Annotated in this window: 23 protein-coding genes and 6 pseudogenes; 23 read left to right on the forward strand and 6 right to left on the reverse strand. The window is 49.0% G+C overall.

All coding sequences use genetic code 11. The annotated features are described in order from the left end of the window. Nucleotides 1-329: 329 nt before the first annotated feature. Nucleotides 330-1,464 (reverse strand): annotated as a pseudogene (locus Q3Y66_RS05945) (transposase). Between the two features lie 646 nt (nucleotides 1,465-2,110). Here Q3Y66_RS05945 and pxpB point away from each other — a divergent pair. The 7 genes and pseudogenes from pxpB to Q3Y66_RS05980 form a co-directional block, all read left to right on the forward strand. Beyond that, on the forward strand, nucleotides 2,111-2,785 hold the full coding sequence (gene pxpB / locus Q3Y66_RS05950) for a 5-oxoprolinase subunit PxpB (RefSeq protein ID WP_008958517.1): 675 nt from the start codon (nucleotides 2,111-2,113) through the stop codon (nucleotides 2,783-2,785). Continuing rightward, entirely contained in the window at nucleotides 2,782-3,747 is a 966-nt protein-coding gene (locus tag Q3Y66_RS05955; protein WP_008958518.1) for a biotin-dependent carboxyltransferase family protein, read from the forward strand. The genes pxpB and Q3Y66_RS05955 overlap by 4 nt, the downstream gene beginning before the upstream one ends. Beyond that, nucleotides 3,734-4,162 (forward strand): hypothetical protein, encoded by a 429-nt coding sequence (locus Q3Y66_RS05960; protein ID WP_008958519.1) that lies wholly within the window; start codon nucleotides 3,734-3,736, stop codon nucleotides 4,160-4,162. Before Q3Y66_RS05955 ends, Q3Y66_RS05960 begins: the two co-directional genes overlap by 14 nt. Continuing rightward, nucleotides 4,149-4,922 (forward strand): LamB/YcsF family protein, encoded by a 774-nt coding sequence (locus tag Q3Y66_RS05965; protein ID WP_008958520.1) that lies wholly within the window; start codon nucleotides 4,149-4,151, stop codon nucleotides 4,920-4,922. The genes Q3Y66_RS05960 and Q3Y66_RS05965 overlap by 14 nt, the downstream gene beginning before the upstream one ends. Nucleotides 4,923-4,950: 28 nt before the next feature. After that, complete coding sequence (locus tag Q3Y66_RS05970; protein ID WP_008958521.1) at nucleotides 4,951-5,853, forward strand: LysR family transcriptional regulator; 903 nt, start codon at nucleotides 4,951-4,953, stop codon at nucleotides 5,851-5,853. A gap of 361 nt (nucleotides 5,854-6,214) precedes the next feature. Beyond that, nucleotides 6,215-6,773: pseudogene (locus tag Q3Y66_RS05975) on the forward strand (IS630 family transposase); the annotation flags it as partial. 972 nt (nucleotides 6,774-7,745) lie between these two features. Further along, nucleotides 7,746-8,072: pseudogene (locus Q3Y66_RS05980) on the forward strand (transposase); the annotation flags it as partial. A 36-nt stretch (nucleotides 8,073-8,108) separates the two neighbouring features. Here the strand turns inward: Q3Y66_RS05980 and Q3Y66_RS20935 are convergent. Next, nucleotides 8,109-8,693, reverse strand: a complete 585-nt coding sequence (locus tag Q3Y66_RS20935) for a transposase (protein ID WP_368411716.1) — start codon at nucleotides 8,691-8,693, stop codon at nucleotides 8,109-8,111. Further along, on the reverse strand, nucleotides 8,597-9,541 hold the full coding sequence (locus Q3Y66_RS05985; RefSeq protein ID WP_368411722.1) for a transposase DNA-binding-containing protein: 945 nt from the start codon (nucleotides 9,539-9,541) through the stop codon (nucleotides 8,597-8,599). The genes Q3Y66_RS20935 and Q3Y66_RS05985 overlap by 97 nt, the downstream gene beginning before the upstream one ends. A gap of 106 nt (nucleotides 9,542-9,647) precedes the next feature. On the opposite strand from Q3Y66_RS05985, the pseudogene Q3Y66_RS05990 reads away from it, so the two are divergent. The 8 genes and pseudogenes from Q3Y66_RS05990 to Q3Y66_RS06025 all read left to right on the forward strand — a co-directional run. Next, nucleotides 9,648-9,940, forward strand: a pseudogene (locus tag Q3Y66_RS05990) (transposase); the annotation flags it as partial. 324 nt (nucleotides 9,941-10,264) lie between these two features. Further along, nucleotides 10,265-11,257 (forward strand): TRAP transporter substrate-binding protein, encoded by a 993-nt coding sequence (locus Q3Y66_RS05995; RefSeq protein WP_008958705.1) that lies wholly within the window; start codon nucleotides 10,265-10,267, stop codon nucleotides 11,255-11,257. A gap of 48 nt (nucleotides 11,258-11,305) precedes the next feature. Beyond that, nucleotides 11,306-11,818 (forward strand): TRAP transporter small permease, encoded by a 513-nt coding sequence (locus Q3Y66_RS06000; protein WP_008958706.1) that lies wholly within the window; start codon nucleotides 11,306-11,308, stop codon nucleotides 11,816-11,818. An 18-nt stretch (nucleotides 11,819-11,836) separates the two neighbouring features. Beyond that, nucleotides 11,837-13,135, forward strand: a complete 1,299-nt coding sequence (locus Q3Y66_RS06005; RefSeq protein ID WP_008958707.1) for a TRAP transporter large permease — start codon at nucleotides 11,837-11,839, stop codon at nucleotides 13,133-13,135. Nucleotides 13,136-13,243: 108 nt separating this feature from the next. After that, nucleotides 13,244-13,912, forward strand: a complete 669-nt coding sequence (locus Q3Y66_RS06010; RefSeq protein ID WP_008958708.1) for an RraA family protein — start codon at nucleotides 13,244-13,246, stop codon at nucleotides 13,910-13,912. A 2-nt stretch (nucleotides 13,913-13,914) separates the two neighbouring features. Beyond that, the gene (locus tag Q3Y66_RS06015) at nucleotides 13,915-15,132 is read left to right on the forward strand and encodes a pyridoxal phosphate-dependent aminotransferase (RefSeq protein WP_008958709.1); all 1,218 of its coding nucleotides are present in this window, start codon (nucleotides 13,915-13,917) and stop codon (nucleotides 15,130-15,132) included. Between the two features lie 32 nt (nucleotides 15,133-15,164). Then, entirely contained in the window at nucleotides 15,165-15,635 is a 471-nt protein-coding gene (accB, locus tag Q3Y66_RS06020; RefSeq protein WP_035587086.1) for an acetyl-CoA carboxylase biotin carboxyl carrier protein, read from the forward strand. A 16-nt stretch (nucleotides 15,636-15,651) separates the two neighbouring features. Continuing rightward, nucleotides 15,652-16,367 (forward strand): annotated as a pseudogene (locus Q3Y66_RS06025) (biotin carboxylase N-terminal domain-containing protein); the annotation flags it as partial. 27 nt (nucleotides 16,368-16,394) lie between these two features. Here Q3Y66_RS06025 and Q3Y66_RS06030 read toward each other — a convergent pair. Next, nucleotides 16,395-17,366, reverse strand: a complete 972-nt coding sequence (locus Q3Y66_RS06030; RefSeq protein ID WP_303319548.1) for an IS30 family transposase — start codon at nucleotides 17,364-17,366, stop codon at nucleotides 16,395-16,397. 345 nt (nucleotides 17,367-17,711) lie between these two features. On the opposite strand from Q3Y66_RS06030, the gene Q3Y66_RS06035 reads away from it, so the two are divergent. The 4 genes and pseudogenes from Q3Y66_RS06035 to Q3Y66_RS06050 all read left to right on the forward strand — a co-directional run bounded on the left by Q3Y66_RS06035 (nucleotide 17,712) and on the right by Q3Y66_RS06050 (nucleotide 19,961). Beyond that, nucleotides 17,712-17,999, forward strand: coding sequence for an AAA family ATPase (locus Q3Y66_RS06035; protein WP_202945537.1), 288 nt, complete (start codon nucleotides 17,712-17,714; stop codon nucleotides 17,997-17,999). A gap of 160 nt (nucleotides 18,000-18,159) precedes the next feature. Then, complete coding sequence (locus Q3Y66_RS06040) at nucleotides 18,160-18,813, forward strand: AAA family ATPase (RefSeq protein ID WP_202945536.1); 654 nt, start codon at nucleotides 18,160-18,162, stop codon at nucleotides 18,811-18,813. Next, a pseudogene (locus Q3Y66_RS20940) lies at nucleotides 18,810-19,415 on the forward strand (DUF4276 family protein). Before Q3Y66_RS06040 ends, Q3Y66_RS20940 begins: the two are co-directional and overlap by 4 nt. A gap of 69 nt (nucleotides 19,416-19,484) precedes the next feature. Continuing rightward, the gene (locus Q3Y66_RS06050) at nucleotides 19,485-19,961 is read left to right on the forward strand and encodes a hypothetical protein (RefSeq protein ID WP_035586580.1); all 477 of its coding nucleotides are present in this window, start codon (nucleotides 19,485-19,487) and stop codon (nucleotides 19,959-19,961) included. Between the two features lie 102 nt (nucleotides 19,962-20,063). On the opposite strand, the gene Q3Y66_RS06055 is transcribed toward Q3Y66_RS06050, so the two are convergent. Both Q3Y66_RS06055 and Q3Y66_RS06060 read right to left on the reverse strand, forming a co-directional pair. Further along, nucleotides 20,064-20,204, reverse strand: a complete 141-nt coding sequence (locus Q3Y66_RS06055; protein ID WP_238528481.1) for a hypothetical protein — start codon at nucleotides 20,202-20,204, stop codon at nucleotides 20,064-20,066. A 276-nt stretch (nucleotides 20,205-20,480) separates the two neighbouring features. Then, nucleotides 20,481-21,536 carry an NADH:flavin oxidoreductase/NADH oxidase gene (locus tag Q3Y66_RS06060; RefSeq protein ID WP_161598800.1) on the reverse strand — a complete coding sequence of 352 codons (1,056 nt, stop codon included), beginning with the start codon at nucleotides 21,534-21,536 and terminating at the stop codon, nucleotides 20,481-20,483. Nucleotides 21,537-21,843: 307 nt separating this feature from the next. Between Q3Y66_RS06060 and Q3Y66_RS06065 the strand changes: the two genes are divergently transcribed. The 4 genes from Q3Y66_RS06065 (at nucleotide 21,844) to Q3Y66_RS06080 (ending at nucleotide 25,981) form a co-directional block, all read left to right on the forward strand. Next, nucleotides 21,844-23,013, forward strand: coding sequence for an iron-containing alcohol dehydrogenase (locus Q3Y66_RS06065; protein ID WP_008957294.1), 1,170 nt, complete (start codon nucleotides 21,844-21,846; stop codon nucleotides 23,011-23,013). A gap of 228 nt (nucleotides 23,014-23,241) precedes the next feature. After that, nucleotides 23,242-24,213: a thiamine pyrophosphate-dependent dehydrogenase E1 component subunit alpha gene (locus Q3Y66_RS06070; protein ID WP_008957293.1), complete on the forward strand. Its 972-nt coding sequence runs from the start codon at nucleotides 23,242-23,244 to the stop codon at nucleotides 24,211-24,213. Next, complete coding sequence (locus Q3Y66_RS06075; protein WP_303319540.1) at nucleotides 24,210-25,184, forward strand: alpha-ketoacid dehydrogenase subunit beta; 975 nt, start codon at nucleotides 24,210-24,212, stop codon at nucleotides 25,182-25,184. Before Q3Y66_RS06070 ends, Q3Y66_RS06075 begins: the two co-directional genes overlap by 4 nt. Before the next feature lie 11 nt (nucleotides 25,185-25,195). Further along, on the forward strand, nucleotides 25,196-25,981 hold the full coding sequence (locus Q3Y66_RS06080; RefSeq protein ID WP_008957291.1) for an enoyl-CoA hydratase/isomerase family protein: 786 nt from the start codon (nucleotides 25,196-25,198) through the stop codon (nucleotides 25,979-25,981). Nucleotides 25,982-25,985 lie beyond the last annotated feature (4 nt).

Here is a 25,985-nt window from a genome sequence, read left to right on the forward strand (position 1 = left end):
CCTCCAAGGCTCAATTCCATCAAAAGCTTGACCGATGCACGCTCGTGAGGAGGAGGTGACAGCCTCTCTTCATTCAGATACTGTCTTCTTAAGAATTATGAATGGTAGCCACTGGCTGGTAACGACCGAGGCTGTGTGAAAACCCAAAATCAGTTGGCGATTACAGTGCTTAGCCGTTTTGGCACCACTAACGGGCCAGCAAGGCAGTTCAGAGCGCGTTCATTCATTCTGCCAATATCTGAGTTAGTTGAGAAAAAGCCTAGGCAGAACTCACTAAAAAGCGCTATTGGCTACTACAGGTATGGCAGAACTAGGTCAGGATCAAGGCCCTATGCCCTCATCGCCTGGATCAAACCCTTGGTGCCAAGGATATTCATGACGCGTTTCATGTTGTAGGCAAGGATATGAAGACTCATTTCCGTGCTGACGTTCTTAAGGCTCTTAGTCAGGAAGTGCGTCGCTCCCATCCACGCTTTTAACGTGCCAAAGGGATGCTCAACCGTTTGACGACGGATGCGCATTATATCCGGCGCCTGATCAAGGCGTGCTGTTACCGCCTCCAGAATCTCTTCGTGTTCCCAGCGTTTGATGCGCCGATTGATACCCGTGGTGCACTGCGACTTCATTAAGCAACTCGGACAGGCCGAACTCCAATAGCAATGTAGCGTCTGGCCTTTTTCGACGTTCTTGAAGCGCCAAACCAGTCGCTCTCTCGCGGGACAGCGATATTCATTACGTTCAGGCACATACCGGAACGCTTCCCTGGGAAACATACCTTTGGCCTGGTTTGGCGAGGTTTTAGGCTTAGGGAGATACGTCGTAATACCGGCCTCATAACAGGCAAGTATTTCATTACCTGTAAAATAACCGCGATCAGCGACGACGTGGAGATCACTGACGCCGCTAGCATCGCGTGCTTGCTTGGCCATCTGGTAAAGCTGACGCCGGTCACTGCCGACATTAGTGACTTCATGGGCGACAATCAGATGATGCTGGCTATCGACAGCCGTCTGAACGTTGTAGCCCACCATTCCCGTTCCTCGCGCGTTCATGGAACGAGCGTCAGGGTCTGTCAACGAAACTTGCTGTTCAGGTGCCTCGGTTCTTTGAATTTCAATGGATTGCAGTTGTTGAACTTCTTCTGTTAGGGAGGCGATCTTTTCCTTCAACCCTGACGTCTGCACTTCTGTGACAACGGAGGAGTGTGAGGCGCTCCGTTAGCCACATGAGCTCAATATTCCGCTGCGCCTCACGTTCCAAACGGCGGCTGGGTTGCACGCGGTTGAGGTAACCGTACAGATAGATTTTTAGAAATACAGCGGGATGATAGGCGGGCCGCCCCGTTGCATGGGGATCAACACCTTTGAAACCCAGCTGTTTGAGGTCGAAGGCGTCCACGAAAGCCTCAATGGCCCGAACCGGATTGTTTTCAGAGACGAAATCATCCAGGAGTTCAGGAAACAACTTAGCTTGGGACCGGGATTCACCCCCCCTGAGCTTCCTGCTATCGCTTGGCGAGCATGCGCGATTCGAGATGTCTCGTTTCAGGCAAGGAGAAGATCCGCTTGTCAGGAAATATGAGATGACCACGCAAGTGTTACCGTCATCAATTGGCCGGTCAAGGTTGCTATAAGTCCGGTTACGCTGATACCGAGAGCGTGTCAGGATACGACGAGTATCCGGCAGGCCACGGTATGACAGAAAGGGAACAGATAGTGCTTAGGCCTGCTCCATGCTCATTGAAAGTCAAGACAGGTAAGTCTGAAGGTAGGCTTAGCAGTGGCCTAACTACAGGGAGGTGCTAGGATAATTATAATTCCTAAAAGCGATATGTATTGATGCATATATATCACTGTATGGATGGTGACAAGCTAGTAAGATCAAGAGAACGCAAGCAATTATTAGAAAGCAGATATATTTCACACGAATAACTAGATGGCACTCACCGCAGATAAATACTAAAGCATTGTGCTCGGGCTGCGGAGCGGTACAGGCTAGGGAAAAGTAAAATATACTTAGCCTAGCTTGCCGCGCATCGAAGAAGAGAAAGTATCGTAATAATATGCTATCTCACATTTTAATGTGATGGAGCCTAGAAAAGGAAAACTTTATGATTTTAGAAAATAAGGATGCAATAAGAATAAGGCGACTAAGCTTAGATGCAATAATAATTGAAGTAGGTTTGTCGACCGAACCTAATATGGAAATGCAGAAATTAGTATGGGGCTTGGATCATATAATACACGAATGGACAGGCGTGAGAGAAACAGTTCCCGGTGTAAATAATCTATTAATCCGCTTTAATGATCCGCAAAGGATTGATCAGAACATATCATTAATCGAAAAACTAACAACAAGTAAGAGTCATTTGGCCGCACCTCAGGGGAAGCTACACAGATTCCAAGTGAGTTATGGTGGGGTAGGAGGCCCAGACCTTACCGAAACGGCCGCCTATTGTGGCTTGACAGTAGATGAATTCGTCTACAAGCATGCCTCTATTCGATACATGGTATTTTGTATTGGTGCTCATCCGGGATTTGGCTATTTAGGTGGGTTGCCAAAAGCGATCTGGGCATCCCGCTTAGAAAAACCCCGCCCTCATGTTGAAGCTGGAAGTGTCGCTATTGGGGGAAGCCAGACAGGTATTATTGGCTCAAGCTTAGCTAGCGGCTGGAGATTGATCGGCACCACCGAAGCGGAGCTATTTTCTATTGATAAAGAACCCCCAGCATTACTAGAAGCTGGTGACTGGGTAGAGTTCGAAATAAAAGAGGTGCTGGGGTGATTGAAATAGTGAAATGCGGCCCTCAGACTACTATTCAAGATCATGGTAGGGAGGGATATAGCAGATACGGAGTAGGTAAATCAGGGGCGCTCGATCAGCTTGCGCTTCGGCTTGGAAACTTATTGGTCGGAAATACGGGTAATGAAGCAGCTATAGAAATACTCGTACATCCTCTGATAGTCAGATTCGAAGATAGCTACGATATATCTGTTACTGGAGCAGATGCATGCTTGGAATTTAATGATGGCAGCAAGGAACTATGGCCAGCTTGGACACGATTTAAAGTTCAGGCAGGGGAGCAACTTACAATAGGCCCAGCACGCGGAGGTACTATTAGCTATCTCTGTGTTAGAGCTGGATTAGACGTTGAGCCTATAATGGAATCACGTAGCACTGATCTGAAAGGTAAATTTGGTGGGTTTCAAGGCAGAATGCTGCAGCCAAAAGACAGGCTGCAGGGCCTAAAAAATGAAAATAAAGAGATGCACTCATTAGGTATAATTCCTCCGTATCTCTATCCAAAAGAAGAAGTTATAAAGTTGAGAATGATTGCGGGGCTAGAGTTGGCGTATTTGGATGAGGAGCAACAAAAGAATCTTTTTAGTACTGAATGGATAATTTCAAGACAAAGCAACCGAGTTGGATGCCTACTAGAGGGCAACAGTATAAATTTTGAGACACCGATAGAAATGCTATCGCACGGCCTACTGCCCGGATTGGTACAGCTTCCTCCGAGTGGTAAACCTATCATTCTCCAGCAAGATGCTCAGGTTTCAGGAGGGTATCCACGCCTTGGATGCATAATTGAAGAAGACTTAAGATTCATTGCTCAGGCTCGTCCAGGTCAAAAAATATGCCTAGTGTGCATAGCTTATGACGAAGCAATAAACATCAAAAAAGGCCAAGAGTTATACTTGCTTGAAATAGCGCGACTCCTGGAGGCACAAGATGTTGGATATTAAGAGTATTGAAGAACTTTGCAACTTAGTCTCACGAAAAAATCTCAGCTCATTGCTGATAAAGAATAGTAATAAATATTCATTAAAGATTTTAAAGTCAATGAATGGTAATAAAAGCCCAGTTTCCTTGGCCCCTACTGCTGAGCCTAAAGGAATCAACCTAAAAGTTGTTACTTCGCCAGCAGTTGGGCTATGGGTTGGCGAGCATCCCGGCTACCAAACATCTAGATTAAAAAAAGGAGATTTAGTCAGAGCAAAGGATATTGTTGGATATCTTAGGATTAAACATATTTTGTTACCGGTAAGAGCATGCCAGAGCGGAATCTTCGAGAGCTGGATGGTTGAAGATGAAGATTTATTAGGTTTTGATGACAATATTTGTAATATAATTGTGGAGTCGAATAATGAAACATGTTGATATAAATGCAGACATGGGTGAAGGGTATGGCCATTATACAATCGGTGACGATTCAGCCTTACTGCAGATAGTAAGCTCTGCTAACATCGCTTGTGGGTTTCATGCGGGAGACCCAATAATTATGAGTAGAACTATTGAACTGGCGAAAGCACAGAACGTTGATATTGGTGCTCACCCCGGATTCCCTGATATACATGGTTTTGGCAGAAGGCGCTTTGTAGACTTTAATGAACAAGAAATAAAGTCAATGTTGGCTTATCAAGTTGGCGCGATAAAAGCCATAGCCTCGATGCACGGCGCTAAGGTAAGCCATTTTAAGGTACATGGGGCTCTAGCAAATATGGCTGCTAATGATGAAATTCTTTCTAGGGCGATAGTGGATTGTGTTAAAGAAGTAGATAAGAATTTACTCTTCGTGATTCCCCCTTTCTCAGTAACTGAAAAAGTAGCTGAAAAGGCAGGCTTGAATATTGCGAGGGAAGTGTTTGCAGATAGGGCATACGGGGATAACGGATATCTTCTACCCCGTAGAGAGAAAGGTGCTGTTATCCATGATACAGATTATGCCGCTAAGCGTGTTCTCCAAATGGTAGAAGAAGGACAAATTGAGACTATAAATGGCAAAAAACTGAAAGTCAGCATTGATAGCATATGTGTACATGGTGATAACCCTGAGTCTTTAAATATAGCTAAGCAAGTCAAAATGACTTTGGAGAAAAATGGCTGGAAAATTAAGCCACTCTCTTTGATTAGTGAATGAACACTTACATGTTTAGGTGCGAAGCAAGATGATAACCTTTAAGCAGATTGAAACTTTATATTGGATATCAGAGCTGGGGAATTTCTCAGCTGCGGCTGACAAACTTAACACAACCCAGTCAGCAATATCTAAACGTATTAGCGAGCTTGAGACTGCTTGCAATATAGAGCTTTTTGACAGGACTGGAAGAAATTCCAAGCTTACCGACAAGGGAAATGAACTTTTGATGATGTCAAAGGGTCTTCTGGATAGACGAGAGGAGATCCTTGAAAGAATGTGCAGCAAGGACGTTCTTTATAAGCGGTTTAGGATTGGAGTGACAGAGCTAACAGCCTTAACGTGGCTTCCCAGTTTAGTTAAAATGATTGAAGATAACTATCCACGTGTCATGCTTGAACCACAAGTGGAGCTTAGTTCTACTCTATTCTCGAAGCTAAATGACGACTCTCTTGATTTGGTCATAGTTCCTGATGTAATGGAGGATGTGCGTTACAATGTTGTTCCTTTGAAATCAGTCGAAAATGCCTGGATGTGTAAGCCGGGCTATTTTAGCATAGACAAGCCGATAAAACTGCAAGAACTGTCGCAATTAAATGTTTTAGCACAAGGAGCTAACTCTGGGACTGGTCTCATCTATGATAGATGGCTTACTCAGCATAATATTAAAACATCTAAAAGTTTAACAAGCAATAATTTGGTTGCGCAGATCGGACTGACTTTATCTGGCATAGGCGTAAGCTATCTGCCTTACAAAGCTTTTCGTCCTTTAATAGAGAGCGGCCAGCTAAACATTATAGAAACAGTTCCTAAGTTACCTCAGGTTCGTTATGCAGTGATATATCGTTCGGACCGTAACTCTCAATTATACCAAGATGTTGCGGACTATGCTCAGGCCTGCTGCGATTTTTCAAAGTTATTAATCGTTTGTTAATGGACATGTTAATGTGGCAGTCAAACTGTTACTTCCGCCTGTAAAAATCAGCTGCGCAGCTTGACTGACTTATAGGTTTGATGAGTGCTTTTTTCCTGGGTTGCACCTTTTTCGTTTCACAACCCTACGTCCACTGGAAGGAGTTGAATACCCCCTATCCTCCGTCCAAGGTCGCTAAGCTAGGCCATAGTGGCTCTGTAATTAAGCAATTTATTCTTAACATTGTTATAAGCGCTTGCTATGCTTGCATTAATTATAGCAAAGTAATTTCCATTTTTGATATAAAAGAGAATAGCTAGCATTGAGCTATTTCGAGCGCTAAGTGCCTAATCATAAGTTTTAACGTATTATCCGTATTAAGATCTTTGACACGGATAGACCCACGACAAGGCGCATCGTTACCCCTCTCACAGCACTTAGCAGCAGGCGTTGACCTACGCCTATCACCAGGCGGATAAACGAACCTTACGCCGCCGTGCCCATGCCATTCTGTTGTTTCATCAAGGGCATACGGTCAATCAAATCAGTGAGATCCTTCAGGTCAATCGCGATACCGTCTCAAGATGGCTCAACCACTGGGAAGCGTCAGGCCTCGACGGGCTCATCGACAAGCCGCGCTGTGGCCGGACGCCGATCCTGGATGAGCATGACCACGAGCGATTGCAGGAGCTCGTGGCCGAGCATTCTCACCAGGTTCGAACTTTACAGGCTCGCCTGCAAGAAGAGACGGGCAAGACGATCAGCAGGGTGACCCTCCATCGGGTGTTGAAAAAAATCGCTATAGTTTCAAGCGTATCCGGCACTTACTAAAGAGCCAGCGTGACGGAAAGGATTTTCGCAACACCCAAGGCCTCTTGAAGGCACTTCACGCGCGTGAAGATCGAGGCGAACACGAGCTGTACTACTTTGATGAGTCAGGTTTGATGAGTCAGGTTTTTCGGTGTGCCAGGTAAAGCCTGGTCATCCAGGATACCGAAGAGGTTGAAAGGGTGAATTGAAACTAGTGGGTGAAAGTCCCACCCGGCCAAGGTTAGCCACCAGCCGGTAGCGAGTCTTGCGTGGTGTCGAGTAATTGCCACTGCGAAGCGTAGACAGCAAGTGAACAGGCCGTGTGATTGAGCCCCGAAATCTGATTTGTGGCAGCTGCCGACAGTGTTGAAAAGCTGGAAGGCTACACAATCTTGCGGTATGGCTTCGCAAGGAGGGCTGCCGGGGTCGGAGAGCAGGGCATGTTAACACAGGGGTTTCCCAGGAACCTGGGAGGCCCGTCCTTCTCCCCCGAAGGGCAAGGGTACAGGCACGGGGCTGCCTGCGGCGAAAGCTCCCGGTCCGGTGCTGTCGTGCTTGGTGGTACCGGAAGCGAACCACAGGCACTCGAGAGGTACGGCCAGGCGACGACAAGAAGCCGGTCGGATGGAGGGGCGGGAGTCGGAGTCGCTCATAGTACCGAGGAAGGCGGGGAACCTACTCGACGGGACCCGCTGGAGGGAAGGGGCGGCCAATCATCTGAACTGCACGAGGGCAACATGACAGGTGCACAGGAACCTGAAGTCATGTCAACGAAACAAGTGCGGATAGCAGCGCTGGCAGAGCGCTTCCCGCAACGTGCCTTCACGTCACTGGCGCACAACATTGACGCCCAGTGGCTGAAGACGGCCTACCTGATGACGCGCCGCGATGGTGCCGTCGGGATTGATGGCCAGACGGCGGACGACTTCGTGCGCGACTTCGAGGCCAACATTTTCCCAAAGGGGATGGGCGCACCACACGGCCGATCGGCATCCCCACCTTCGCAGACAAGGTCCTGCAACGCGCTGTGGTGGCTCTGCTGGAGCCGCTCTACGAGCACGACTTTCTGGACGTCTCGTACGGCTTCCGGCCGAGGCGCTCGCGCGCTGGGTAAAACCTTGCACTACCTGGATAACCAGTGGCCCCGGCTGACCCGGTTCCTGGACGATGGCCTGCTCCCACTGGACAACAATCCGGCGGAGAACGCTATCCGCCCGTTCGTGGTGGGGCGTAAAAACTGGCTGTTCAGCCACACCCCGAGCGGCGCTCACGCCAGCGCGGCGATCTATAGCCTGATCGAAACCGCCAAAGCCAATGGCCTGTCGCCTTACGACTACTTGCAGTACGTCTTCGAGACCCTGCCGACCCTCAACGATGATGAACTCAGCACGCTGCTGCCCTGGCAGTGGAAAGAAACCTTACCCATCTGAAGAATGACTGCCTAGATGTAGTTAGTGGACTTGCAATTACCCACAAGTCGATGATGCATCTGGATTGGCAGCTTGGAATCCAGCAACGAGATCTGCTAAGCGGATGAAGCCTCGCCATAGAACGGTGGATCCTGGGAGAGGATCACTTGAGCGATCCAGATAACCACCCAGGCGAGCGACAGCGGTCATATAAAAAGCTGTATCGCGTCGTGTGCCTTGTCTGTTTGACGGCATTGATCGGTCGAGAAGAGCTCTTTCAATATCAGTAAAAACAGCTGCAGGAGAGGTCGTTGAGGATTGGCGCCGCAGTATAGTCAACCATGATATTCGCCAGGACACGACACAGCAGAGCGCAATGCAGTTGGCAAGTCGATCTGCGGTAGCGAGACGTATATCCTCAATGCGGCAACCCGTTTTCAGCGTCTTGAAGAATGTCTCGATATTCCAACGCCGTGAATACCAAATAAGCTTTTGCACTGCGTCGGCGTGAGTGGCAACGGGAAGGTTAGTGGCCAACTTCCAGATTATAGGGAACGCCCTTCGGGCGGGTTTTTCTCTTCTGCAAAAATAATACCAAGCTTCTGTTTTGGGTATTTTTTCTGTTTTCCAATCGGTGGACAAACTGTCATCTTTGCATGCTTGACCGATAGGGTCGCCTGCTGTTGATTGCCTCGCTTGTCACGAAAGTGAATATCGTGTGTTCCACTGACCTGAGTCTCGGCCATCACTTGAGAAATCGTAGTGCCTCCCTCCTCGGCGAGACGATCAACGCAACTGCGGATCAAAAAGTAAGTGCCAAGATCTTGAGCCAGACAAAAGAGTTCAAAAATGTCACTCTCGCGATCACCGATATGCACGCACCGTTCAGGTGAACCTGCAAGCTCAGTAGAACGCTGCAGGTTGTCGAGCCAACGCATGCTTTCTTTCTGCTCGATGGGTACGCGGGTCGGATTAACTTTGCGCTTGAGAGCTTCTGTGCCTTTGAATTTATTCCGCGTCCAGAATTTGGCAGCTGTCAGGCCCAAGGGCAGCCCTTCCGTTGTGATAGCCAGACTAGCGTGCATTAAAAGCCCGCAGACGGTATGTTTAAGGTGCCGTCCTTCTTTCATCTTGCGCCCGGTTGATTCATTGATGAAACCAATCTTCTCAGGTGACGAGCGCTTGAAGGAAAATTCGGTTGTATCCTGCAGGATCAATATGGGGCCATCGGTGGCTTGGATGCGCAAAGCAGAGGCGGCAAAATGTCCCTCCAAAATCTTGTCCTCGCTGACATTCTCATTCGCGAAGAAGCGATAGGCGGCCTTGGTATTGGCCCAGTCCTGGAATGCGGTGGGTAGTGATTTGTCTGGCCGATCACCGAGTGCTTCCAGCATGACAGCCAACCTTTGATTCAGTCGCGCGTCCCCCAAGTCGCAGCCAGTCATTTCCTCGTTCACCCAGTGTTGTCCCATATTGATACCTCTTATCATATCGAACGAACTGAGAAGCCAAAAAACACATCGGGCTTTACTTTATCAACGGTATGCTTATGTAGCTGATGACTTGTGGGTAATTGCAAGGTTAGTGGATCGCTTACGAATCAAGGATCAACAACTGAGCCTGTTTGCTGACCGAACCTCCAGCACGCACTGGTGGGCTAATCAGTGGCGGCTGATCTTATCGGGCTTCGCCTATACGCTGTTCGAGCGCTTACGCACTTACCTGAAGAAGACGCCGTTCGCGCACATGAGCCCGAGCAACCTACGGCTAAAGCTCATCAAGGTGGGCGCGTCATCCGCAATACGCGCCGCATCCGGGTGTTGATGAGTGACAGCTACCCCTATAAAACGGAACTATCCGATCTCGTTAGGCGGTTGGTGCCGAACTGAATGCGCGGGCGCCCCTGGCCCGACGCAATGGGGGAAAGGGGGCATGTGTCTGAACGACGGAAAGCGGTTAAAAAGTATGCAATTTAAGATGTGCCAATAGGTTTTTAATAGCATGGCGGCCTGGGGGCGGTACTTGCTGAGGTGCTATGAGAAATCCGGGCTAGGGCAGCTCTTCATTGTGACGCATCTTAATCATTCCGCAAAGGAATTAAAATGCATCTATAAATATCTCTTTTCTTTGTTTTTCAGGCCTGTTATTCATATTTATGGAAATGCAGCATTATGCTGTGACAACGACAATCAACCCAGTTAAAGGATACCAATATGTTAAAAGGTACCGGTTATTTCGCCTCTGCAACTGCTCTGGCTCTAGCTTTCGCTGCTTCTAGTCAGGTTATGGCTGCAACCTCTTGGGATCTTCCGCTTGCTTGGCCTGCTGACAACTATATTGTTGAAAATGTAAGTCAATTCGCAGATGAAGTAAGCGAAGCTACTGATAACGAAGTCAGTATTACCCTTCATCCGGGTGGATCACTTGGCTTCAAAGGTCCCGAAATGTTTTCTGCAGTTCGTGATGGGCTTATTCCCATTGGGGACATGTTGCTGAATCAGCAGACGGGGTCAAACCCGCTCTTGGGGCTTGAGTCACTGCCCTATTTGATAGACAGCTTCGATGAGCTGCGAGAGTTTAGTAAGGCTTATCGTCCCCTGCTTGATGAGATCTTTGCTGAAAATAACCAGAAAATCCTTTTCACTATTCCATGGCCACAGCAGCAAATATATGCAACCAATGAGATAAATACGATAGAGGACATGGAAGGCGTTAAGATTCGAACCTATGACAGGTCTTCTACCGAAATCTTTGAGGCTGCCGGTATGACTCCTGTCCAGTTGCCATGGGGTGAAGTCGTACCTTCGCTAGCTGCTGGTGTTATCGATGCTGTAGCAACCTCATCACCCTCCGCTGTGGATGGTTCCTTCTGGGAATTTGTTAACTATGGATATCCAACACGCCAGACTTGGAACACCAACGTAGTTAGTGTCAACCTCGATTATTGGTCTGAACTTAGTGATAAGGAACAAAGCGCCATACTTGAGGTGGCTAACCGACTAGAGCCGGAGTTCTGGGAGTCTGCCAAGCAGGTGGACGAAAAAATGATGAAAACGCTAGCAGAGAATGGCATCAAAAACCAAGATATTAGCGAAGAACTTCGAAATAATTTGAAAGAACGTGCTGCTCCTTTACGTGAGGCCGCTTTAGAAGAAATGGGTCAGAATGCATCTAAAGTTATTGAGCGTTTTAACGCCCAGCAGTAAGCTAAAGGAGGGCTGCGCCCTCCTTTATACTTTAGCTAGGAGAGGTCAATGTGGCGTTTAATTTTTAAATATACTGACTTCCTTGCTCTTGTGCTTGCCTACTTGAGCGGATTTACTATTTTGTGTATAGCATTGCTGCAGCTATTGGAAATAATAATAAGGAATACTGTAGGGTATAGTTTGCCTTTCGTCTGGGAATATGCTGCGTACATGCATATCTGTGCAGTATTTTTAGCTGCTGCATACACCTTACGGACGGGGGGGCACATACAAGTAACGTTGCTTAAGAGCATTAATCCCCGAATCTTCGAGGGTGTCGCAACATTTATTGGACTCTTGATATCGCTATTCTTATCATGGTCATTAGTTAGCTTGGCCTATGGCTATGGAGAAACAGGCAGGACATCCAGCACAATTAATGCTGTTCCCTTGGTTTATCCTGCTGCAATAGTTGCATTTGGTGCGTTAATGCTTTCGCTTCAGCTAATTTTGCGTCTCGTTAAAGTGGTTTTGGACCATCCCGCAGAATTAAGTATTGACACTGTCCCCACAGGTGAATGAGACCGAAGGTAAAAATCTATGCCACTTCCCATAATAACCACAGTCATTATACTTTTTGCGTTACTTGCTTCAGGAGCGTGGGTAGGGCTTGCTTTGATGGGAGTAGGCATTACTAGCCTAAGCCTTTTTAAGTCATTTCCAGTCGACAAGCTGCTTGCCCAGTTCGTTTGGAACGGGCTCTCATCGCCAGAGCTGGTAGCGCTTCCTCTGTTTATATTAATGTCTGAGCTTTTGATGCGCAGTCGATTTATTGATGATCTCTTCAATGCTTTGGAGCCTTGGGTTCGACGCTTGCCAGGGGGGCTTTTACATACCAACATAATTGGTTGCACCTTCTTCGCGCTTATTTCGGGTTCTTCAGCTGCAACCACGAGTGCTGTAGGTAAAATTACTATTAAAGAGCTGGATAAAAGAGGGTACGACCGTACCATTTCAATGGGTTCCCTTGCCGGTGCAGGAACTCTTGGCTTTCTGATTCCGCCTAGCATAATTATGATTATATATGGTGTGCTGTCTCAAACATCAGTCATCAAACTTTTTGCCGCTGGCTTGATTCCCGGGTTCCTGCTGGCTTTATTGCTTATGTCATTCGTTGCCATCCGCTCGGTAATCGTAAGAGATAGCCAGTCAGTGCTGCCTACAACTAATTCTTCTTCCATATGGCAAGAGCGTTTCAGCCAGTTGCCGAAGTTACTTCCTTTCTTTATTCTGATGTCTGTTCTTCTTGTGTCATTGTATGGCGGTTATGCGAGCCCCTCTGAAGCAGCCGCTATTGCTGTAGGCGTGACACTCATCATCATGGCTGTAGAGCGAAGCTTATCTCTTAAAGCCCTGAAGGCTGCCTGTATCGGAACAGCTCGTACGTCAAGTATGCTAGGCTTGATTATTGCTGCTGCTTCTTTTCTCTCCATTGCGATGGGCTACCTTGGGCTTCCGCAAGCCATTTCTTCTTCTGTCGAATCGTTGGCACTCTCACCATTACAGCTTATAGCTCTTTTGGTTGTTAGCTATATCGTTTTGGGATGTTTCCTTGAGGGTATGTCTTTGATAGTTATGTCTTTGCCAATTGCACTTCCTTTAATTACAGCTGCAGGCATAGACCCAATCTGGTTTGGCGTCTTCATTATTATCGTTGTCGAGATGGCTCAGATAACTCCGCCAATAGGTATGAACCTTTTTGTCATTCAAGGCATTACCGGAGAGAGCCTGGGGCGAATTGCTCGCGCAGTGGTTCCCTTTTTCATGATAATGGTTGCCTTTATATTCATTCTTTTCTTTTTCCCACAACTTGCCCTGTTTTTGCCTTCGCTTATGTAAACACTTGGTATTCCTAAAGGTAATGCATTTGCATGTATTTTTATCGCTAAAAATATTAAGTAATTTTATATACTATACGTTAAAGCCAGACACTAAGAGACTTCTATTATGAACTTGCCTGGAACACGCATTTTCCCTTCCCCAGCTCAGCCTGATCAAAAGACTCTCGACGCGTTTGCGTCGGTGGTGACTCCTCATCTCAGTGATAATATGGGGCGGCATGTTGGTCTACGAGGCCTGACCCGCTTCAATAAGCGCGGAAAGCTTGTAGGAACCGCTTTGACTGTTAAGTGCCGCCCTGGCGATAATCTCTATGTTTATAAAGCCATGACTATGTTGCAACCTGGGCAAGTGCTTGTCATAGCCGGTGGGGGGGCTACTGATAATGCCTTGATTGGCGAACTTATAAAGCTGCAGGCTGAAGCTTGGGGGTGTGTCGGCTTTATTGTAGATGGGGCGATTCGTGATGTAGCCAGCTTTGAAGACACTCCGCTTTATGCACGGGCTATTACCCATTGTGGCCCGTATAAAAATGGTCCTGGTGAAATCAACGTTCCTGTTTGTATCGGTGGGCAAGTCATCAACCCTGGCGATATCATAGTAGGTGACGAGGATGGTGTCGTTAGCTTTTCTCCCGATCACGCCGAAACTTTGTTGGCTAAGGCCCATGCTCATGCTGAGAAAGAACGCAAGGTTATGGATGAGATAGCTACTGGTACAAGAGATCCGCAGTGGTTGAATGCTGTTTTGGACGCCAACGGACTGGGAGGAAAGTGATAATGTCTGATAGCAAACCTGGCTTGGCCAAGCGGCTTGATATTATCAAGCCTTCCCCGAGTATTGCTGCAAACGCCATGGTTGCAGAACTGCAATCACAGGGGCGCGAGATCATCAACTTTACGCTTGGGGAGCCCGACCTCGATACGCCTTCCCATATTCTCGAAGCAGCCAAAGAAGCTATGTATCATGGTGATACACACTATACCCCTTCGCTGGGTACTATTGCACTGCGGCAGGCTATAGTCGAGAAACTATCTCGTGATAACCAGCTAGACTATGATATATCGGAAGTTGTCGTAGGAACGGGTGGTAAACATGTTATTTATCATGCATTTGCCGCTACCCTTAATCCTGGTAATGAAGTAATTGTTCCTACTCCTTACTGGGTTTCCTATCCTGATATAGCACTACTCAACGAAGCCACCCCTGTTTTCATAGAGACATCGCCTGATAATGGCTTTAAGCTAACCCCTGAGCAGTTGGATAAAGCGATAACACCTAACACCAAGTGGGTTGTCCTTAATTCACCTAATAATCCAAGTGGCGCTGTTTATAGCTCTTCTGAATTAACCGCTATAGCAGATGTGCTTCGCCGTCACCCACATGTTTGGATTCTTTCCGACGAAATCTACGAACATTTCGTGTACGCACCTGCAGAGCATATATCACCACTTAACGTCGCACCTGACCTGCGTGATAGAACGCTCATTTTAAATGGCGTATCCAAAGGTTATGCCATGACTGGATGGCGTATTGGCTTTGGCGCAGGGCCTCGTCATTTGATTGTTGCCATTGGTAAGTTAATATCTCAGACTACAACTTGTCCGAGCTCAGTTAGCCAGGCCGCGGCGGTTGCTGCATTTTCCGGTGACCAGACTCCCATTTCTCAAATGCGGGAGAAATACCAGAATCGCCGCGATTTAGTACATGCAAGATTATCCTCCGTTGATGGCATTTCATGCCATTCGCCTGATGGGGCTTTTTACATTTATCTTGATGTATCTGGCCTACTAGGCTGTTCCGCTCCAAATGGAAGTATTCTCAGCAGCGATGATGATGTAGTGGCTTATTTTCTAGAATCTGCTGGTGTTGCTATGGTTAGCGGCAAAGCATATGGGCAATCACCATTTATTAGAGTCTCCTTTGCTAGTAGCGAGGCTGTACTTGAACGGGGCTGCGATGCCATCTTAAAAGCCTGCCAGGCGCTCTCTAGGTAAATTGCTCTAATTCTAAGTATAATGAGTTATTTATTGACATCAATAAAATAAAAGCATTGGCTGATTTGCTTGAGTCTTTTGAGCTCAGCGAGATTGAGCTTCAGGAAGGTGAAAAGTCGGTACGGGTTAGTCGTCACCCCACCGGCACTCAGGCTCAAGCGATACCCTTACATGACGGGGACATGTCTAGCTCTAGCGCACACCAGGTATCGCATCCGCCTGCGACTGACGCACCGACGACTGCCGCGCCTGATGAAACCGAGTCGGCCGGACAAGCCGTCACCTCGCCCATGGTGGGTACCTTTTATCGGGCTTCGGCGCCGGGTGACATGCCGTTCATCGAAGTCGGCCAGAAAGTCAAGAAGGGTGAGACGCTGTGCGTCGTCGAGGCCATGAAGATGATGAATCAGATCGAAGCTGATCAGGATGGTGTAATCGAGGCAATCCTTGTTGAAGACGGGGAACCGGTCGAGTTCGACCAGCCGATGCTGATCATTTCTTAAACAAGTGGATAACGCCATGTTGGATAAGGTACTTATCGCTAACCGCGGCGAGATCGCACTGCGCATCCTGTGAGCCTGCAAGGAACTGGGCATTCGTACAGTCGCAGTACATTCCAAGGCCGACCGTGAACTGATGCACGTGCGTCTGGCCGACGAAGCGGTCTGCATCGGCCCGGCTCCCTCGGCCCAATCCTACCTCAACATTCCGGCGCTGAGTCAGTGCCGCCGAGGTTACTGATGCCAGCGCCATCCACCCAGGCTATGGCTTTCTATCCGAGAATGCCCAATTTGCCGAACAGGTCGAGCAATCCGGCTTCGTCTTCATCGGCCCACGTGCCGAGACCATCCGTTTGATGGGCGACAAGGTCAGCGCGATTGATGCCATGAAGCAGGCGGGAGCCCCCACCGTACCCGGCTCCGACGGTCCACTGCCCGAGAATGATGACGAAGCTGTGTTGGCCATGGGCCAGCGCATCGGTTACCCGGTCATCATCAAGGCGGCAGCTGGTGGGGGCGGACGCGGCATGCGCGTGGTTCACAGCGAGGCCCAGTTACTCTCCTCGATCAGCGTAACGCAATGAGGCCAATGCCGCTTTCGGCGATGGCACGGTGTACATGGAGAAGTTCCTCGAAAAGCCACGCCACGTCGAGGTGCAGGTGCTTGCCGATGGCCAAGGCAACGCCATCCACCTCTACGATCGTGACTGTTCGCTACAACGCTGGCATCAAAAGGGGCGGCCTCAAGTTCCAAGTGCAACACTATTGAAGAGTGCTCGGGCCGGCGACGGATTTCTTGAGCACCTCGGCGTAGACTTCCAGTGGCGAGCGCCAATCCAGTGTCTTGCGCGGCCGTGTATTGAGTGAGTCGGCGATCTCGTCGAGTTCTTCCTGGCTGTAGACCGACAGATCCGTGCCCTTTGGCAAGTACTGTCTCAACAGCCCGTTGGTGTTCTCATTGGAACCCCGCTGCCATGGGCTATGCGGGTCGGCAAAGTAGATCGCTGTCCCCGTCTTCTGAGTGATCTCGGCATGTTTCACCATCTCTTTGCCCTGGTCATAGGTCATGGACAGGCGCAGGGAGCGCGGCACCTCATTGAGCTTGTCGCTGAAGCCGACAGCCGCCGCTGTGGCCGTGGTGCCATCCACTTTCGCCAGAATCACTAAACGCGTCGTGCGCTCCACCAATGTACCAACGGCAGAGCGATTGTTAGCGCCCATGATGAGATCCCCTTCCCAGTGGCCGGGCATCAGGCGATCTTCGATTTCAGGCGGCCGCAGATGGATGCTCACCAAGTCTGGAATCTGTTGTCGCCTATCCTTGCCACGGCTGCGAGGGCGTCGTTTACCTTTACCCTGGCGCAAACAGGCAATCAGCTCTTTCTTGAGCGAGCCGCGCGGCATGAGATAGAGCGCATTGTAGATGGCTTCGTGCGAGACGTGGCGGTCAGTATTATCAGGAAACATACGCTTTAGTGTGCGGGCTATTTGCTCTGGTGACCAGTACTTGCGCAGCAGGTAGACCACCAGTTCGAACAGCTCACCGTCGAGAGGAAGCTTCAAGCTACGGCGAGGCCGACAGCGGGTCAGTCGGGCGCGATGTCCAGCGAGGCTGGCGTCATACGCTCTGTTAGGGCTAACAGTATGACGCACCAGTTCTCGTGAAATAGTACTGGGCGAACGCCCTAACTGACGGGCGATAGCGCGAATCGAGTGGTTAGCCCGCATCAGCATGATGGCGGCTCGGTCTTCGGCAGAAAGATGGCGATAACAGTGAGTCATGGCAATACCCTACCTGATAGGTTAGGTGTTGCACTTGGTCATTGAGACCGCCCACTGGGCCCCGCAGTAAGCTCAGTGAACTGGTTCAGCGCTCAGAGTGTGGACGTACCGGCATAAACTTTTGGTCGGCCCAAACCCTGAGCATAGTCAGAGGCCGCTGTAGGGCAGCAGCCGGAAAATTATTTCTAGCGTATGATATAACCACGACTGACAGGACACTGAGCGTATCTACACCGCTCAGGTCGAAGCTTATTCTAGGCTATGACTACACATCAAATTAGTTGGAGGGCACGGTGAATGGCTAAGGTTGGCTACCTCACGTACCTAGAGATAAATGGTTTTCGCTCTATTGAGTCAACCTCGTTAGCGCTTAAGCCATTGAACGTGCTGATCGGCCCAAATGGTGCGGGGAAGTCGAACTTCATCAATTTTTTTCGCTTCATGAACAAGCTGCTTCAAAAAGATCTGCAGCTTTACGTGGCAGAGCAGGGGGGGCAGATGCACTTCTGCACTTTGGCCGCAAGCAGACGTCCGCGCTATCTACGTATCTACGTTTTGACCCCAACAGCTATGGCGCAACGTTAATTCCCTCGCAGGATGGGCGCTTGGTTTTTAAAGAAGAGTTTTGTGAATTCTTCGCTGATAGCCTTGGCTTTTCAGGTGGTGACAAAAAAAAGCACTCGCCAAGCCAGGTGCTGACGAGTCAGCTTTGCCTTCCCCACAAGGAGCGACTATTGCAGGTAATGTGGCTAAGCACATAGCTGACTGGAAGGTGTATCACTTTCATGACACTAGCAGCAGCGCACCTATGAAGCAGGCGGGAGAGCTGTTAGACAATGACCGTTTACGCGAACAGGGTGAAAATCTAGCGGCTTTTCTTTACGACATTCAGGCGCATAACCCAGAGATCTATAAGCGAATCGTGTCCACGATCCAGCGAGTCGCGCCGTTCTTTCACGATTTCATCCTAGCGCCTGAGCGGCACAATGACAGCAAGATCCGGCTACGTTGGAAACATAAAGGCAGCGATGCTTACTTTGATGCCCATGCGCTTTCCGATGGAACCCTGCGTTTTATCTGCATGGCCACATTACTGTTACAACCTAATCTACCTTCTCTGATATTGCTGGATGAGCCTGAATTGGGCCTGCATCCCTATGCCATACAGCTACTAGGCTCGATGCTCCGGCTGGTTAGCCAATCCACTCAGATCATTATTTCTACTCAATCCATTTCGTTGGCCAATGAGTTCAGCGCTGACGATGTCGTCGTTGTCGAGCACCTGGAAAATCACTCTACTTTTAAGCGGCTAGATACGCACTCCTTAGAAGCATGGCTGGAGGACTATCGCTTGGGTGATTTATGGGAGAAAAATCTGCTGGGAGGTACCCCCGCGTGATTCGACTAGGCATTAGCGTTGAGGGAGCGACTGAGCGAGAGTTTGTAACACGTGTTTTGGCACCGGTATTAGCCCAAAATCAAGTGTTTGCTAGCCCCATTGATATGCGCGGACGTGTGTCACTTGAGCGCATCGATAAAGAGCTTAGCAAGTTGATGGCTATGTTTGATCATGTAACAACGTTTTATGACTTTTATGGTTTTCATAAACGCCCGCCGGGTGACGTTTACGCTCTAGAGGATGCTATCAATGGTCTTGTGCCCGAGGATAAACGTCACCGCTTTACCCCTTATGTTCAGCAGTACGAATTTGAAGCCCTTGTGCTAGCAGTACCTGGTCATGCATAGGAAGTCATTGGCGTCGATGGCCTCAGCGCTAAGCTCCGTAGCATCGTTGGTCTAAGCGGCGGTGCCGAGCTGGTCAACGATGGATACGAAACTTGTCCATCTCGGCGTATAAAAGCAATCGCTCCACAGTACGATAAAAAATTCCATGGACCAGTGACTTTAGAAGGCGCCTTAGATGAAGCAAGGGCGGGCTGCCCTAGATTTGATGTTTGGTTGACGTGTATTGCTCAACTCAGCTCAGAAAATAAAATTTAACTAAATTAAATTTTATTCAGGTCGATAGTAGTCATTGCAGCATTTAAAAAGCTAAATAAGGGAATTTTTATGAAGTTGGCAACTGCTTTGGCGCTATCATGCTCAGTGGGCGTATTAGCTCTACCTACTACGGTCTCAGCCTATTTTGACGAGCCTGGCACTTGGTCTAGCGAATGGGGACAAGGCATTTCTGAATACTCGGCAGTGAGTGCTGATGGGACAGCAAGACTTTATATTGCTTGTAGTCCTGATCGGGCTGTTAGTATGAATCTAACTGTTGGTGATAATACCTACGGTATTGATAGCCAAGGTGATTTTAATCTAATAATCGATGGTGAAGAGGTCTCTACTCCCTATGAAACCGATTCGCATGTTGGTGCTGATTGGTTTCTCTATAGCTGGGAGGCCCTAAGAAAAGCGAATAGCATTGTTGCTGTAACAAGCGATGGTCAGAGCGTAGCGCTTCCAAGCAAAGGCTCAGCCGCAGCTTTGCCTAATGCATCCTCTCCAGAAATGTCCTGCCTGACCGGTTTTTACTCATTTTAAAAATGATAGAGAAACGATTCCTTAGGCGCTACCAGCAATGGTGGCGTTTTTTATTTAAAAGCTGACTTTCAGCCTAAATATTTTTGTAGCCGCTTAAGTTTTTCAAGCAATGTAATCTGCCCACTCTTGCATCATTGCTCTGCGTTTTTCAACAATATCGCCTCGTCGGTAGGCGGCTTCTACTTTATTTTCAATGGCATACGCTAGCGCCATTTCACCTACGTCACATGGATAGCTGGTCACTTCGCCTATCCAGTATCGAATGCTTAAGCGGAAGCCATAAGGTACATAGGTGCTTTTGAGACAGTGATGACAGGCATCGAGGCTTCGTATGGTCTGCAGGAGCAGGCAGCCAAGTTGCCAAGTATTGCATATGATGTCTATACGCTGTTATGGGGGTTGGCCGGATTGTTTAGGTAGCTGCTGAAAATTATTTGCTAAGCCTTTGCAGGGTGCGGGCGCGGTTGGCAAGCCAACTGCGTACCTGTTGGGGCCAGCGTTCGAAGCCTGCTTGTGGATTCAGCTGTTGTCCGCATGTAGTGCCCAGTGGGGGTTAACGAGTGCTTCCCGGGCAATCGCTATTAGATCGGCTTGGTCCCGTTGAAGTACTTCTTCTGCCTGAACTGCCTCCACAATTAGGCCAACAGCCATAGTGGGAATTTCCACTGCTTGACGAATAGCTTCAGCAAATGGCACCTGAAATCCGTACCCACGGGTGATGCCAGTTGTAGTGGCTGATCCCGCTATCCCACCGCTGGAGCAGTCAATCATATCTACTCCTACCTCTTTAAGACGGCAGCCAAAGTGAATGCTGTCTTGTAAGTTCCATCCATCTACTTGTCCATCCACCGCAGATATGCGTACCAGAAGGGCTGTATGTTCTGGCAGGCTTACGCGCAGTGCCCCGACAATTTCTAAAGGATAGCGGCAGCGGTTAGTTAGGCTGCCGCCATAGGTATCCTGGCGGTTATTACTCAGCGGTGAAAGAAACTGATGCAGTAAATATCCGTGTCCACAGTGAAGTTCAATAACCTTAAAACCTGCCGACAGTGCTCGCTTTGCGGCCTTTACGTAGTCACTTTTTAACGCCTTCATTTCAGCAATAGTGAGTGTTGAAGGGGGCGAATCTTGGTCTGCCAATGGCATGTCTCCTGAGGATAACGTGGGCCAAGGCGGCTCGCCTGGAGCGTAATTGCTAGCACTGAGCGGAGCACCGCCTTCCCAAGGACGGGCAGCACTCCCTTTGCGCCCTGCATGGGCTAGCTGTATGGCTGGGATGGAACCTTGTTGGCTTAAAAATGTTGCCAGCCTGCGCAAGCCCGGTATATGCCGATCCGACCAAATGCCAAGGTCTCCATGGGTAATCCTTCCATCGCGAGTAACTGCACTGGCTTCGGCGAACACCATACCCGCCCCTCCCAAGGCGTAGCGTCCTAACTGCACTAAATGCCAATCATTGACCATTCCCTCAATTGCTGAGTACTGGCACATAGGCGAAATAACAATCCGGTTGGTTGTTTCAACGCCTCCCAGACTTAGGGGAGTAAACAGTTGGGTAGCCGCTGATCTATTCACTTTGTCTCCTCGTACTAATAAGTGTCTTTCAATGCAGTGCATGTTAGATGCGCTTTTTGCAGGTCAGTTAACCCTAATCAAGGGCTTAAAGTGCAGACAGTGCTTACCTGGGAGCATTAACACTGGGTGGTAAATTATTTTTACATACTCACTGGTAAATAAACTAACTATTTGTTAAATGTTGTTCAAGCGTTGCGAATTACAAACGCTAGGGAGGAGAGGTTGCGGCGGTTATGCATTTCATTTGGCAGCGTGAATATATATTACTACTAGCTAATAAAGAAACTAACAATAAGAGGATGTTGCAATGTCATTATCAGGACAGTATGAGTTTTTGGCTCAGGATCGCGTGGTATTTGGTGTGCCAGCGGCCCAAGCAGTGCTGGAGCAGGCCGAGCGTTTAGGAGCACAACGGGTGTTCGTGGTCTCAAGTAAAACTTTGAACCGCAATACCGAGGAAATTAAACACATTCGTCATGCATTGGGAGAACGTTTTGTCGGTCTATTCGATGAATGTGTAGCACATGTTCCCAGGGATAGTGTGCTTAAGGCGGCAGCTAAAGTGCGAGCAGCTGATCCCGATCTAATTGTCACTGTGGGCGGCGGAACACCGATAGATACCGTTAAGGTGCTGTTAATTTGCCTAGCCCAAGACCTGTATCGTGCTGATCAACTGGACGACTACCGGGTACGTGTTAATGAGGATGGCAGCAAAGTAATACCTGAGGTGGCGAGCCCACCATTGCGTCAAATAATTGTTCCCACCACCCTTTCGGGGGCCGAGTTTAGCAAAATTGGCGGTGCCAGCGATCCAATTCGCCAAGTTAAAGATCTTTATATAGGGAGCGAGATTGGCGGCCAGGCAGTGATTCTAGACCCTGCTTTAACCATACATACCCCGGATTGGCTATGGTTGTCCACCGGAGTGCGAGCGGTAGACCATGCTGTAGAAACGATTTGTTCGCGCCAATCTCAGCCCTTTACCGATGCCACCTGCCTTTATGGCTTACGTATGCTCAACGCATCGCTACGAATTAACCGCGACCGCCCAGATGACCTTGAAGCGCGTCTTAATAGCCAACTTGGCGTTTGGTTGGCATCCACTGGGCTTGGCCGGGTGGACTGGGGTGCGAGCCACGGCATTGGCCATCAATTAGGGACGGTAGCCGGTGTGCCTCATGGCCACTGCTCGTGTGTGATGCTGCCTAGTGTGCTGCGTTATAACCACGCAGTAAATGCTGATCAGCAGCAATTAATTAGCGACGCATTGGGTCACCCAGAGGCGCTCGCTGCAGATCTAGTGGCAGAGCTGATCAGGGATTTAGGTCTTCCTGAAACGTTACAAGATGTGTCGGTTAAGCGAGCGCATTTTGAGGCAATCGCCCAAGGGGGCATGCAAAACATGATGGTTCGTAGTAACCCGCGCCAGATTAAAAGTCCTGAAGATATTTTGGAAATTCTTGAGTTGGCATGGTGATGTAACCCACCGAGATGTGGCCTCTTTTAGAGAAACTGCTTCCAGCAGTTTTTCTTTATCAGGGACTGTTTAAAGTCAAAAAAGGTAGCTTGCAAACAAATGGATATTTTTTCATTTGACAGATGAAGTTTGATAGTCCAGATTTCTACTAACCAGTCGGTAGAATTAATAACTATAAGTTTAATAAATGAATACCCCCACCGATGAAGCCGAGTTGAGGAATGTAGTATGACGATGAGGAAGAATGCTGAGCTATTAGAACTCTACGAAGGTATGTACTTGATTCGTCAAGTGGAACTTCGACTTGGTCGGCTGTTTGCAGATGGCGAGGTTCCAGGCTTTATCCATCTGAGCATTGGACAGGAAGCTATCGCTACCGGGGTAGGCAGCGTTCTGCGACCTGAGGATACGTTAGCTTCAACACATCGTGGACATGGCCATGCCTTAGCCAAGGGCGTCGACTTAGGTCGCTTTTTTATGGAGTTGATGGCGCGCGAAGAAGGGATGTGCCATGGACGCGGCGGTTCTATGCATGTGGCAGATCTTTCCATTGGTATGCTGGGCGCGAATGCCATTGTGGGGGCCAGTATACCCATTGCTCTTGGCAGTGCTTTGGCGCACCAAGTACGTGGTGTAGATGCGGTGGCCGTGGCTTTTTTCGGCGACGGTGCTATGGCCGAGGGTACATTGCATGAAAGTTTAAATATGGCGGCATTGTGGAATTTGCCGCTGTTATTCGTCTGCGAAAATAACGGTTGGGCAGAATTTTCGCCTACGTCAAAGCAGTTCGTTGCTTCGCTGGACAAACTTGCCAAGGCTTTTGGTATTACCTACGAAAAAGCCGATGGACGAGATGTACAGGCAGTCGCCAAAGCCACTGAGCGAGCTGTAAAAGCAGCGCGTACGGGTAAGGGACCACAGGTGCTGGAGTTCACCACTCACCGTTTTCGGGGCCATTACGAGGGCGACCCACAAAAGTACCGCAGTGCTGATGAACTCTCAGGACTGAGTGACCATGACCCATTGGTCCTGCTTGAGCCAAAGCTAGCTAAAAGTGGGGTCCATGAAGAAGAGCTTGTGCGTATACGCGAGGAGATAGAAGCCCGCGTAGATAAGGCTGTAGAAGCTGCTCGCCAAGGAACAGCGCCAGATTTTGAGGCCGGTCGTGCAGACGTATACACACAGATAGGAGCTGCATGATGGCGGAAGTGAGATTCGGAAAGGCGGTGAATTTGGCACTGGCCGACGCCTTAGAGCAAGATCCTGCGGTGTTTTTATTCGGCGAAGATATCGCAACGGCAGGTGGTCCATTCGGAGCAACTCGGGGTTTATACGAGCAGTTTGGAGACCGTGTTCGTGATACGCCAATTTCTGAAGCAGCGTTAGCTAATGCTGCCGTTGGTGCCGCACTATCAGGTCTTAAGCCGGTGCTCGAAATAATGTTCATGGATTTTATGACATTGACCATGGATGCGTTAGTTAACCAGGCCGCTAAGGCACGCTATATGTTCGGTGGACAGGCATCGGTGCCTATGGTGGTGCGTACTCCGCATGGCGGTGGAATTAGTGCCGGTCCACAGCATTCGCAATGTTTAGAAGCCTGGTTTGCCCATGTACCAGGTCTAAAGGTGGTCTGTCCAAGCAACCCGGCGGATGCCTACGGGCTGCTGAGATCGGCAATCGCAGACCCAGACCCAGTGATTTTTGTTGAAAATAAGGCACTTTACGCCATGAAGGGGGAATTGCCTGAACCGAGGGAAATAATTCCGTTGGGTAAAGCGCGATTAGTACGTACAGGTAAAGATGCCACGGTTGTGTGCTATGGGGCGGCTGTGCATACCGTCGAGAAGGCAGCATCCCAGTTGGCCGAGCAGGGGCTGGAGATCGAGGTGCTGGATTTACGCAGTATCCAACCTTGGGACGAGGCAGCTGTGCTGGCGTCTTTAATGCGAACCCATCGGCTGCTAATCGTACATGAGGCGGTTGAGGCATTCGGAGTAGGTGCGGAAATCGCGGCGCGCATTGGGGATATTGGTTTTGATGAATTAGATGCCCCAATTTTACGTGTGGCGGCCCCCTTTGTTCCGGTGCCTTTCGCACCCAGCCTTGAAAAAGCATACCAACCTGATGCAGCGGCCGTAATGGCAGCGGTACACAAGCTATGCGCCTAGGAGAAACTGACATGAGTGAGAACGTCATAATAAGTGAAGTGAGTGGACACGTGGGTCTGCTCACCATTAATCGTCCTAAAGTTCACAACGCGTTGAGTACCCAAGTATTACTGGAACTTGAGAGAGCGTTTATTGCCTTGGAAAAAGATTCGGAAGTGAGGGTCATTGTTTTCACCGGGGCAGGTGATAAGGCGTTTGTTGCGGGGGGTGACCTTGCGGAAATGATCAGTCGCGATGGGATAACCCATTATCAGGAATTCGCTGAGGATATCCACCGTGTGTTTCGCCGTTTTGAGGCATCTGACAAGCCGACTATTGCTGCGGTAAATGGCTATGCCCTGGGCGGTGGTACGGAACTATTACTGAGTTTGGACATACGTCTACTTGCAGATAGCGCTGATTTGGCACTGCCAGAAATCGGTCTTGGTGTTTTCCCCGGTGCTGGAGGTACCCAGCGTTTAATCCGTCAAGTGCCCCCCTGCATCGCCAAGGAGCTGATGTTTAGTGGGCGACGATTCAAGGCTGAAGAAGCACTCCGTATCGGGCTCGTCAACCGAGTTGTGCCACATGCAGAGCTAATGAATGAAGCTATGAGTTTAGCAGCACAGATAGCGGAAAAATCTCCTCTGATTCTCAAACTAATGAAGCGTGCTTTACGTGACGGCATTAATATGCCGATGGAAGCGGCATTAGCTCATGAGCAAGCTCTGATTGGTTTGGCCTTTGATACCCAGGATGCCCAGGAAGGAATGGCAGCATTCCTGGAAAAGCGCAAAGCAAACTTTAAAGGACGCTAAAGCA

Source organism: Halomonas sp. HAL1, from assembly GCF_030544485.1.
Taxonomy (GTDB): domain Bacteria; phylum Pseudomonadota; class Gammaproteobacteria; order Pseudomonadales; family Halomonadaceae; genus Vreelandella; species Vreelandella arctica.